Here is an 11,326-nt window from a genome sequence, read left to right on the forward strand (position 1 = left end):
CCCCAATGGTTATGTAGTTATAAAAAGAGCCGGCATACACCAGCCCTTTTCAGCAATTATTCTTTTACAGGAACAACTGCCCCTTTATATTCTTTATTAATGAAGTCTTCAATTTCTTTAGAATGCAATACTTCTACAAGAGCTTTAATCTCTTTCTTATCTTTATCGCCTTTACGAACAGCTACTATGTTTGCGTATGGTGAATCATTTCCTTCAATTGCAATTGCATCTTTTTCCGGATTTAACTTTGCATCAATTGCATAGTTAGAGTTAATTAAAACAGCGTCGCCTTCTTTATTGTTATACACTTGTGGCAATAAACCAGGCTCGATATCCGTTTTGAATTTTAGATTTTTCGGATTATCTGCAATATCTTTTGGAGTTGCTTTAACTGGATCTATTCCGTCTTTAATTTTTAAAATACCTTCTTTTTGTAAAATTGCTAAACCACGTCCATGGTCAGCAACTGAATTACTCATAATAATTGTCGCTCCGTCCGGAAGCTCTTTTAAGCTCTTATACTTTTGAGAGTACACACCAATTGGTTCTAAATGAATTTTTCCTGCTACTTCAAAGTCATATTTTTTATCTTTAATTTCTTTTTCTAAATACGGAATGTGCTGGAAGTAGTTTGCATCTAAATCCTTATCCGCTAACGATTTATTTGGTAATACGTAGTCTTGGAATTTTTTAATTTCTAACTCAATTCCTTTTTTCTCAAGTAACGGTTTTGCCTTTTCTAAAATAACAGCGTGCGGTACATTAGAAGCACCCACAACAAGTTTCTTTTCATCTTTATCTTTCCCGCCACAAGCAGCTAACCCAAAAATTGAAGTTGAAATAAGTGCCGTAAGTAACAATTTTTTCATTTGAAGCATCCTCCCGTTTTTTATTATCGTTTATCTATTCGAGTCGTTAAACTATCACCAATCCACTGAATTAAAAATACAACTAGTAATACACAAATTGTCGCAACGATTGTTACATCGTTATTCCCTCTTTGGAATCCTTCTAAGTAAGCAAGTGTTCCAAGGCCACCAGCACCAACAACTCCTGCCATTGCTGTATAGCCTACTAAAGCAATTGTCGTAACCGTAATACCAGATACTAATGCTGGTAACGATTCTGGAATTAACACTTTCAAAATAATTGTGCTTGTTTTTGCTCCCATTGCTTTTGAAGCTTCAATTACACCTTTATCAATTTCGCGAAGTGCGATTTCAACCATTCTCGCGTAGAATGGTGCTGCTCCAATAATTAAAGCCGGCAAAGCTGCACTTGCTCCAAGAATTGTTCCAAGAAGAATCTTTGTGAATGGGATTAATAAAATAATTAAAATGATGAATGGTATAGAACGGAATATATTTACGAATGCTCCAATCACCGTATTAATTGATTTGTTTTCCCATAAATTATCTTTTGCTGTCATGAAGAGTAACAATCCTAAAATGAGTCCTAAAACAAATGTCGCAAGAGCTGCGATTGCCGTCATATATAACGTTTCACCAGTTGCTTCTAACATTTGATTCCAATCAACATTTGCAAGTAACTTATCCATGTGCAATCACCTCCAGCTCTACTTGATCTTGATGAATTCCTTCTATTGCTTGCTGGATCGCTGTTTCCTCACCATTTAAATGAACAACTAAACTACCGTAAGAACCGTTATTCGTTTGTGCGATATTTCCTTGCAAAATGCTAACTTCTATATCACTGCGTTGCATCAATCGTTGAAGCACTGGTCTTTCTACAGCCTCACCGATAAACTGCAAACGAATTACTTTTCCATCTGGATATTTTTCAATTAAACTTTCAATCGTTTCATTTGTATCTTCAGAATCCGTTAACTGCTGTACAAATCGTTTCGTAATATCTTGCTTCGGATTACGGAATACATCAAGTACTGGACCTGTTTCTACAATCTTTCCTTTCTCCATTACCGCAACACGATTACAAATCTTTCGAATTACGTGCATCTCATGTGTAATGAGTACAATTGTTAAACCAAGGCGCTTATTAATGTCTAATAGTAAATCCAAAATTTGATCTGTCGTTTCCGGATCAAGAGCTGACGTTGCTTCGTCACATAAAAGCACTTGTGGATTATTAGCTAATGCTCTTGCAATCCCGACGCGTTGCTTTTGTCCCCCGCTCAGCTGAGATGGGTACGCGTCTCCTCTTCCTTCTAATCCAACAAGATGAATTAATTCATCAACACGTTTTCTTCTCTTCGCTTTATCAACACCTGCAATTTCAAGTGGAAACTCAATATTTTCACGTACTGTTCGTGACCAAAGTAAGTTGAAGTGCTGAAAAATCATTCCAATTTCTTGCCTTGCCTTACGAAGTTCGCTTCCTGTAATTGCTGAAATGACACGATTTGCAATTGTAATTTGGCCAGAAGTTGGTTTCTCCAACTGATTGAACAATCTAATTAAAGAACTTTTTCCAGCGCCACTATATCCGATAACACCAAATATTTCACCTTTATCTATTTTTAAATTGGCATTATCTACAGCAGTGACATCACCGCTTTTTGCTTTATATATTTTCTTTACATTCTCTAATAGAATCATGGTGTATCACCCCTTTTTTAAATAAAAAGCGCAAGCGGCTCGTTTAGAACAAGAGGGCGTTTGAATCCCTGACGTAGAGGCGCTTTTTGCCTCATAGGAAGGGATGAAACGACCGACTGTTCTAGCCGCTGGAGCTAGATTTCATAAAGATTTTAGGTCGACTCCGCAATTTTTTATTTTTAATGCGTGTAGTCCACTGTTATCATTACTTTTATTATTTGAATGTCCTCCACATTCAAACAATAAAAAAACCTTTCTGCTTTAGAGAAGCAGAAAGGTTTTTATGCGTATATAACAACATTATCCCTCTCTCTCATCTCTCAAAGCATTTGCTTTGCAGGAATTGGCACCATTTCAACATAAGTTGACGGTTGCCGGGCTTCACAGGGCACAGTCCCTCCACCTCTCTTGATAAGAGAAATCAGATTCAATTTTCGTCTGATTTGAAATTTATGAAATTGTCTATATTTTATGACTTGAATTGTATCAATATACACTCACCATGTCAACAGAAATTTTCGCAAAAAATGAAACTTCAGAATTTTAAGCACCTACTGACATCGGTTTACATATATGAAACATCGATTCCACTAATAACATCGTTCGGTACGTTCCCGAATATTGTACACGTCCATCATTCATTAGCATTTGCAATCGTACATTTCCATTCACCAATTGTTCTATATCCTTTTCATCTAAGCAAATGATTTGTTCCGTTCCTCTTTCCTCATGTACCAACTCTATATAATCTCTTGAAATTTGTAACGAACAACTTTCATCTCCAAAGCGAAAATTAACAGTTTTTTCTTCTTGTCTTAAAAGCGGTTCTAAATGATATTGACCATTAGCGTAATTTACAAATGATTGAAGCAAAGAATATAATCTCACCCTAAATCACATCCTTCATATCACTTTCTATTACATACCATTCCCTCTCACTAAAGAGCAATCCTGTTATTTTCGCTCGACAAATACTGTATCCATCCTGCATCTCGACATATTTCCCAAGAAATATGTCGAGGCGGCAAAATTTTTGCCGCCTACTTTAATTCCGTATATAAATATTCAACCGAATGAAATGCGTATATCTTCTTCATCAGTGTCCCATTTTCAAAAACAAGTAAACAAGGTACACTTTCAATCCCATACTCTTTTGCTAAATGCGGAGCATAATTTAAATCTAACATCCCAATTTTCAAATCTTCAATTGTCATCTCAACCACTGTTAACATCTTTTTTGCTAATTGGCATGTTCCACACATTGGAGTATATACATATAATACTGTTTTTTCTTCGTTCTCTATTAGGGCTGTAGCTTCGGCTCCTGTCCAATCAATCACTTCTATCATTCCTTACCGTAAATATTCTGTATAAACGTCAATGTCGGCTCCCCATAATACATTTGCTAAGTGTGTAGATGGCGCAGTTGCCACTTCTCGGTACGAGCGATCAATATAGATATGCTCGGCTTGCGGGAATTCTTTTCGAAATTGTTTCCTTAACTTTTCTCCAGCATCATCAGCATCCACTAGCACATACACTTCCTTATCAAAAAACTGATCAACGAGCTCATCCATTTTCGACAAACCAATTGTACCATTTGTACAAACAATTTCCACCGGTTCACGAATAATAGATTCAATCTTTCTTCTATCTGATGTACCTTCTACAATAATGACTTTTTCTACATAAATCATATGTCATCACCCGATCACCATATACTATATAACCTTGAACTTAGTATATAGTATATTCGTTATTTTCATGTTGTTTCCTGTTTATTTTTGCAAAAGAAAAGCGCAAGCGGCTCGTTTAGATTGTGAGGGGGGATGGAGCTTCTGACGTAAAGGCGCTTTTGGCCTTGTAGGAAGAAGCGAAGCCACCGAACAATCTAGCCGCTGGAGCTGGATCATAAAGAAAAGCGGAACCGACTGTTTAGCCCTGTTGGCTAAGGTTCTTTCGCACAGAAGACGCTTTTTGTCTTCTCGTGCGGAAGGTTCTTAGACATGAAGGGCTAGGAGGTGGAGCTGGACAAAGAAAAGCGCAAGCGGCTCGTTTAGATTGTGAAGACTTATGAAACCTTACCACAAAACAGTTTTTCTCATAATAGCTTATTTATTTACATATAACTTGAATTTCATTATTTCACAAAAAATAAAAAAGGACAGCACAAAGGCTGTCCTTTAGTCGACTATAATTAGTCTTGGTTTGTCATTTCTGCATATTTTTCTGCAGTTAATAACTTCTCAACTTGGCTTGCATCAGAAAGTTCAACTTTAACCATCCATGCACCCTCGTATGGAGATTCGTTAACAAGTTCTGGTTGGTCACTTAATTCTTCGTTTACTGCTACAACTTTACCGCTTACAGGTGCGTATAACTCAGAAACTGTTTTAACAGATTCTACGCTTCCGAATGGCTCGTTAGCTTCGATTGTTGCACCTACTTCAGGAAGTTCAACGAATACGATATCGCCTAGCTCACCTTGTGCAAAGTGAGTGATACCGATAACAACTTCATTACCTTCAGTTTTTACCCATTCGTGTTCTTCAGAGTAACGTAAATTATTTGGAATGCTCATGACTGTACCTCCAGTGAATGTATTAATTATGTAAAAATACCTTATTGGTACTTTTTCCACACACTTTCAAACTGCTCTTCGTTAAAACCAAGTGTTACATTCGTTCCATCTGTTACAATTGGACGTTTAATCAACATGCCATCAGATGCTAAAAGCTCATACATTTCGTCTTCGCTTGCATCTTTCAACTTATCTTTTAGACCAAGTTCACGGTAACGCATTCCACTTGTATTAAAGAATTTTTTTAATGGTAATTCACTTTTTTCATGTAAATTACGTAAATCTTCTTTTGATGGTGGATTTTCAACAATATGAATCATCTCATATGCTACATCGTTTGCCTCAAACCATTTCTTTGCCTTTTGACATGTGCCACACTTTGGATATGAATAAAATGTTACTGTCATAAATTCACCTACTTTTTTACTAACCTTTACCTTTATCATATAGAAAACGTTTTATTATTTCAAACCATTATTCGCTAAACTTTTACTTATTTCGTGATAATTTTTAATAATCCTGCGAATTTTTCTTATTTTTCCGCCATTTGTTAAGAAAAAAATAAATATATAAATTTTTTAGATTCTGCACCAAACATATATCTTAAACAAGCGTTTGATTAATTCTCCATTTTCTTTCTTAACCTTTGAACTACAGGAGTCTCTTTCTACCGAACATACAGCTTAAACAAACGTTTGATTAATTCTCTATTTTTCTTTGTTAACCCTTGAGTTACATCGGTTTCTTCCTACCGAACATACAGCTTAAACAAACGTTTGATTAAAAAAATAAGAAGCCTCTTTTGTAGGCTCCTTCATTATCTATTTAAATAATCTGCAATTGTTTGAAATACGACGATATACATATTATGAATACTTTCTTCTGTATTTCCACCATTCGATAAACCAACTGCCCATTGTTGTCCTTCACCACTTCCGATATTCGCAAACCCTTGCGTATACATAGCATTTACATCTTTTCGGGCACTGTTATACTCTATCCCTTTTGTAATAAAAATCGAATATGATTTATCTTGTAAACCGATAAAAAACACTGGTTTCTTTAGTGATGAAAATACATTTTTATATTGCTCTGTTGAGGCTTCTTGAAAGTGATCTTTCATTATTAGAAAACCATCTACTTCCTTAGATTTCTTTTCCAGTTCCTCTAACTTCATTTCCTCAAACTTTATATTCCTAAACGTATCTTTCGGTTTTTCTCCAACAACTCCAATTACGAGTGCTCTTCCGTTATATTCTAATTTCTCTCCTTCTTTATCCTTTGCACACCCAGCACCGACTAGGCATATCAATATAAAAAATAAGAAATACGATAAACGCTTCATTTAGCACCCTCCCCTTCTTTTTAGTCAAGTGACAAAAACGTAAGGTTAATTCAAGAAAATGTAAGTAAAATCGATAGCCCAATTCACGTTTCTATATTATAATCAATTGAATTTACTTACATTACTAAACATAGGAGATCAACATGAAGAAATTTAAACTTTCATCTTTTCTTCCGTTAAGTTATATACTTCTACTCGTGCTCGTAAGTCCCCTTTACGACGTATTAAATAAATCGACTGTTCACGCAGTAGACGTTACAACTGTAGTAGATGATTGGATTCCATTTGTAAAAGCATTTATTATTCCTTATTTACTTTGGTTTCCATACTTATACGGCGCACTTATTTATTACTGCTTTGCTGACCGAAAGCAATATTATGTTACTTTAAGTAGTGTTATTTTTGGAAAGCTTGCTTGTTTTTCTATTTATTATTTTTGGCAAACAACTGTACCGCGTCCGACTGTCGTTGGAACAGATGTATTTTCTGAACTAGTTCGCTATATTTATAGTATCGACCAGCCAGTAAACTGTTTCCCTAGCATTCACGTTCTTACTACATTTGTAATTATGTTAGCTGCCTTTAAGCGTAGAGAACAACATGCTTTTGAATATTACATCCTTACTTTCTTCGGTACACTTATTATTTTATCAACGCTATTTACGAAGCAGCATGCCTTTTTAGATGCCGTTTCTGGAATGACACTTGCAAGCATACTATACTTCGGAGTTCAGCTCTTATTAGCAAAAGAACCAATAAAAGTTCCAGTAAAACAAAATCATAAAATGTAACATAAAAAAGCAGACTGTGGCTCAGTCTGCTTTTATCTATTATTAAGGAAATTTTCAATTTAAGATTGCGGTACAGTCATATCACCAGAATGAATACGACCTGCTTTTTTAAGAGCAATGTAAAGTATATAAGAAACAGCTACTGGAATGACGATATAAGTAATTACCATCGCCGGGAGAACTTCCCATCCTTGGCTGGAAATTAAATTAATTGGTGCGATAAGAGAACTTAATCCAAGACCTGCAATTTCCTTTCCTGCTTCCAGTTGGAAAATTAATGCTGATACTGGACCGACTATAGCACTGGCGACGACAGTTGGGACGAGAATCATTGGATTTTTAGTGATATTTGGCAATTGTACTTTCGGAGTACAAAGTGCTTGAGCTAATATGCCACCTAAATTGTTTTCTTTTGCTGAGATGACAGAGAATCCGATAAACTGAGCAACGCATCCAGCAAGAGCAGCACCACCTGCAACACCGTCTAAGCTAAGTGCAATTGCTAACGCAGCTGATGAAGCTGGAGAGATAAGTAATAGTCCCCAAACTACTGCAATGACGATAGAAGCGATGAATGGGCTACCAGCTGAGCTATCTTTAATAAACGCTCCAACTGCATTTAAAACAGGAGTAATATTATGAGATAACCAAATGCCTACTAAACCAGAACCTAATATGGCCGCAAATGGAACGAGCATCATATCTAACACAGTTTTTCCACTTAAACGTTTACCAATATATACAGCTAAAGTTGCTGTTAATAATGCACCGATTGGCTCACCTGTTTTAATAATTAGACCAGCTTCAGTAATTGAAATGGATCCGGCACCAATCGCTCCAGCTACCATAGCCGAGAAGATTACAAGACCGTTTGCACCGAGCATAAAAGCAATTCCAGCACCAATCGCCGGTGCCATTAGTGATTTTGCAACAACTCCGATTGTAATAAGTAATGGTATATCAACAATTCTCCCTATATTTTCGATCAGTAAGCCAATTCCGAGGGATACGAAAATACCTTGTGCGATTCCAGCAGATGCTTTAAATACACGAGACATTATATATTCCTTCATTCGTTTCACCTTCTTCTATAAGTTAGTAACCAATTGTTTTCATATAATCACGTAAAATATCGTTTGATTTTGCGAATCGAGATTCTTCATCCTCTGTTAAATTGAGTTCTACAACTTCTCTTATACCGTCTCTAGTAATAATAGCTGGTACTCCTGTACAAATATCATATTCACCGTACTCACCATCTAAAATGGCTGATACAGCAATGACACGGTGATCATCGTTAAAGATTGAACTCGCAATATATGCTAGAGAATTTCCGATTCCGTAATAAGTAGTTCCTTTACGTTTATAAATTTCCCATCCAGCTTTCGCAGTCTTCTCAACAATTTCATCTAAATCCATTTCACCAAATCGTTCTTTTTGTTCCTCTAAAATTTGCAGAATTGGCTTTCCACCAACAGTTACGTGAGACCAAGCAACCATTTGAGAATCACCGTGTTCTCCTAATGAATACCCATGAATACTACGAGGGTCTACATGTAACATTTCAGATAAAATTGTTCTTAAGCGAGAAGAATCTAATGATGTACCTGTACCGATTACGCGATTTCTAGGTAACCCAGATAATTTCCACACTTGATATGTAATAATATCAACTGGGTTCGATGCGAGTAAGAAAATACCATCAAACCCACTTGCCATTACACCACCAACAACACTCTCCATAATCTTCGCACTCGCTCCTAAAGTATCTAAGCGACTTTGCCCTGGTTTTGGTGCTGGCCCTGCTGTAATAATGACAATGTCCATATCTTTGCAGTCTTCATAGCTTCCTGCATATACTTTTGTTCTTGTATTTGTAAAGTTAATGCAATGTGATAAATCCATTGCTTCCCCAACTGCACGTTCATGATTTATATCAATTAATAATAGCTCTTCGCAAATACCTTGATTCACAATAGAATACGCACAACTTGATCCAACTAATCCAGTACCGATAATTGCAATTTTTCTTGTATGTCTTTTCATAGCAATCTCTCCTAATTGATCATATAATCTATTTCTTTTGCTCTTTACACTCCTAATTATAGAGGTTCTCACGATAGAAACCATGGATACTTTGTGAAATATTGAACAAAGTGTTTGTCCTTTTTGTGAATTGTTATATTCCACTTTCGTCATATTTGTTACAACTGGAAAAATATTTATTATGTATTTATTGACATACAAAAAAATAAAACGAGCGAATCTATTTTCGCCCGTTTTTTCATCCTATTATTCTGCACTTAACTGACTTTTTAATTGCTGCACGATCATCGGATTAGCAGGTGCTGCCGGTTTGTAATAACTCTTTTGCTTTGCGTACTCATACATATTACGTTGGCGCGCCTCATCTTGATTACGAATTTGGATTAACGTTTGATGTAACTGTTCATTATCAGACTGAGCAATATAATTTGCATAACTTGTTAAACTTGCATTCAATCCTGCTAAATAATCATTTACCATATCTTTTTCATTCATTTTCCGCTTCCTCCTATCCTAGGAAAGTCATTAATTGCTGTTTCGTATTTCGTGCATCTTGCGCATCTTTTTGTAGCATTTGTTTCAGTTGTGGATCTGTACACGTCTGTGCATACTGCTCCAACTTGTTAATAATTGTTGCGTGTCCACCAATTAAATGACGTAAGTTTTCTACTTCAAGCTCTGTTAAGTTTTGCATATAACATACCCGCCTTTCTTTGTTCATTCATCATTAGTATTTGGTTCTTTTTGGATTGTATTCATTAACTTTTCCCACATATAAAAAAAATAAAAGATGAATAGCTAAGCCATTCATCTTTTATACTGGTTATGTATTTATTTTTATAGAGATACAATCATACTTATACTCACAAGTAAGTTCCATATAATGTGTAAAATAATACTAGGTATAATAGATTGCGTCTTTTTGTATAACATAGCAAATACAATCCCCATAATCATTGCCGTAATCGGAAAACCACCATGAAGAATCCCAAAGATGAAGGAAGAAATAATGATACCAACTAGAAAACTATATTTCTTTTCAAAAAATCGATACAAAATACCTCTATATAAAATTTCTTCTTTAATTGGTGTAATTATAGCAACACTTAACACATATATAATACTTTGTAGACTATTTTGAAGTCCTAAGCTCCCTAATTGATCTCGCTGCTGCCCTGCACTTTCAAAGCTAAACAACTCTAACATTACATACTGAGTTAATGCAATGATGATAAAACCTATTAATAAATACAAGTAGGTTTTCCCATTTTTTAAAACAGATACATCCCATATGTTCTTAATAAAATGAAGCACTGGTTTATAAGCAAATAAAACAATAGTAACAACAGCTGCATCAAATAGAAGTAAATAATATCCCTCTAAATTAGCACGTAATACCTCTTCTCCAAAAATTCCAAGGGCTAAAGCAAGGAATAATCCCCCTAAGAGTGAGAACCCTAGAATGCTTGCAATCGTTACAACTAGATTTTTATATGTTATGTTATCTACTTCTCTTTCTGCATTATACGCCTCTAACACTGTTTTACCCACAGTATCCCTCCAGTTATTCTCATTTATCTCATTAAAATCCTTTAATTTAAATATAAAGATAATATAACAATTTTTCAAAAAGAATAATATGCAATTTTACATATTATGAAAACTTTATATTTTATAGTTTTAGGAATAGAATTGCTATGCAATAATTATTATATGAAATTTCAAAAAATACTTCCTATCCACTATAACCCTCGCATCATATAAAACTTATTAGTTAAAGGAGCAATGAACATGAAAACACATGACTTCCTTACAGAAATCCAGAAGGGCTCTGAGCCTAGTCCATATCAAGATCCTATTGCTTTTATTTTCGTTTGCCTTTCCGTAGTCATATACACATTTTTCAAACCTGTAAAATAATATCATGTAATGAGAAAAAGCCTACCGCTCTTTTCGAATTATATGCACTAAAAAACCTTAGAATCAC

General features: G+C 35.2%; 15 protein-coding genes and 1 riboswitch. Of the genes, 1 reads left to right on the plus strand and 14 read right to left on the minus strand.

Annotated elements, in window-relative coordinates:
• Window positions 1-56: 56 nt before the first annotated feature.
• The 9 genes from metQ to ACTFSL_RS30085 form a co-directional block, all read right to left on the minus strand.
• Window positions 57-869 carry a methionine ABC transporter substrate-binding lipoprotein MetQ gene (gene metQ, locus ACTFSL_RS30045; protein ID WP_000735099.1) on the minus strand — a complete coding sequence of 271 codons (813 nt, stop codon included), beginning with the start codon at window positions 867-869 and terminating at the stop codon, window positions 57-59.
• 23 nt (window positions 870-892) lie between these two features.
• A complete protein-coding gene (locus ACTFSL_RS30050) occupies window positions 893-1,558 on the minus strand; it encodes a methionine ABC transporter permease (protein WP_000359401.1) in 666 nt (221 codons plus the stop codon).
• Window positions 1,551-2,576 carry a methionine ABC transporter ATP-binding protein gene (locus ACTFSL_RS30055; RefSeq protein ID WP_000601754.1) on the minus strand — a complete coding sequence of 342 codons (1,026 nt, stop codon included), beginning with the start codon at window positions 2,574-2,576 and terminating at the stop codon, window positions 1,551-1,553. Before ACTFSL_RS30055 ends, ACTFSL_RS30050 begins: the two co-directional genes overlap by 8 nt.
• Window positions 2,577-2,886: 310 nt before the next feature.
• A riboswitch (SAM riboswitch) is annotated at window positions 2,887-2,994 on the minus strand.
• Window positions 2,995-3,119: 125 nt separating this feature from the next.
• A complete protein-coding gene (locus ACTFSL_RS30060) occupies window positions 3,120-3,464 on the minus strand; it encodes a hypothetical protein (RefSeq protein ID WP_001242139.1) in 345 nt (114 codons plus the stop codon).
• A gap of 152 nt (window positions 3,465-3,616) precedes the next feature.
• Window positions 3,617-3,925, minus strand: a complete 309-nt coding sequence (locus tag ACTFSL_RS30065; protein ID WP_002008881.1) for a thioredoxin family protein — start codon at window positions 3,923-3,925, stop codon at window positions 3,617-3,619.
• A gap of 3 nt (window positions 3,926-3,928) precedes the next feature.
• Window positions 3,929-4,273, minus strand: a complete 345-nt coding sequence (locus ACTFSL_RS30070; protein ID WP_000640870.1) for a toprim domain-containing protein — start codon at window positions 4,271-4,273, stop codon at window positions 3,929-3,931.
• Between the two features lie 500 nt (window positions 4,274-4,773).
• Window positions 4,774-5,157, minus strand: coding sequence for a glycine cleavage system protein GcvH (gene gcvH / locus ACTFSL_RS30075; protein WP_000026897.1), 384 nt, complete (start codon window positions 5,155-5,157; stop codon window positions 4,774-4,776).
• A gap of 41 nt (window positions 5,158-5,198) precedes the next feature.
• Complete coding sequence (locus tag ACTFSL_RS30080) at window positions 5,199-5,564, minus strand: arsenate reductase family protein (protein ID WP_000218968.1); 366 nt, start codon at window positions 5,562-5,564, stop codon at window positions 5,199-5,201.
• A gap of 410 nt (window positions 5,565-5,974) precedes the next feature.
• Window positions 5,975-6,502, minus strand: a complete 528-nt coding sequence (locus ACTFSL_RS30085; protein ID WP_000826874.1) for a hypothetical protein — start codon at window positions 6,500-6,502, stop codon at window positions 5,975-5,977.
• A 143-nt stretch (window positions 6,503-6,645) separates the two neighbouring features.
• On the opposite strand from ACTFSL_RS30085, the gene ACTFSL_RS30090 reads away from it, so the two are divergent.
• Window positions 6,646-7,293, plus strand: coding sequence for a phosphatase PAP2 family protein (locus tag ACTFSL_RS30090; RefSeq protein ID WP_000713769.1), 648 nt, complete (start codon window positions 6,646-6,648; stop codon window positions 7,291-7,293).
• A gap of 59 nt (window positions 7,294-7,352) precedes the next feature.
• Here ACTFSL_RS30090 and ACTFSL_RS30095 read toward each other — a convergent pair whose 3' ends face one another.
• The 5 genes from ACTFSL_RS30095 to ACTFSL_RS30115 all read right to left on the minus strand — a co-directional run bounded on the left by ACTFSL_RS30095 (window position 7,353) and on the right by ACTFSL_RS30115 (window position 10,890).
• Window positions 7,353-8,366 (minus strand): PTS transporter subunit IIC, encoded by a 1,014-nt coding sequence (locus tag ACTFSL_RS30095; RefSeq protein ID WP_440042883.1) that lies wholly within the window; start codon window positions 8,364-8,366, stop codon window positions 7,353-7,355.
• A 22-nt stretch (window positions 8,367-8,388) separates the two neighbouring features.
• Window positions 8,389-9,339: an L-lactate dehydrogenase gene (locus ACTFSL_RS30100; protein ID WP_440042885.1), complete on the minus strand. Its 951-nt coding sequence runs from the start codon at window positions 9,337-9,339 to the stop codon at window positions 8,389-8,391.
• A gap of 246 nt (window positions 9,340-9,585) precedes the next feature.
• Window positions 9,586-9,834, minus strand: coding sequence for a spore coat protein (locus ACTFSL_RS30105; protein ID WP_001002981.1), 249 nt, complete (start codon window positions 9,832-9,834; stop codon window positions 9,586-9,588).
• Window positions 9,835-9,847: 13 nt separating this feature from the next.
• Window positions 9,848-10,033 (minus strand): hypothetical protein, encoded by a 186-nt coding sequence (locus tag ACTFSL_RS30110; RefSeq protein WP_001180555.1) that lies wholly within the window; start codon window positions 10,031-10,033, stop codon window positions 9,848-9,850.
• Window positions 10,034-10,176: 143 nt separating this feature from the next.
• Window positions 10,177-10,890 (minus strand): lysostaphin resistance A-like protein, encoded by a 714-nt coding sequence (locus ACTFSL_RS30115; protein WP_440042887.1) that lies wholly within the window; start codon window positions 10,888-10,890, stop codon window positions 10,177-10,179.
• Between the last annotated feature and the right edge of the window lie 436 nt (window positions 10,891-11,326).

This window comes from Bacillus cereus group sp. MYBK108-1, assembly GCF_051917185.1.
Taxonomy (GTDB): Bacteria; Bacillota; Bacilli; order Bacillales; family Bacillaceae_G; genus Bacillus_A; species Bacillus_A cereus.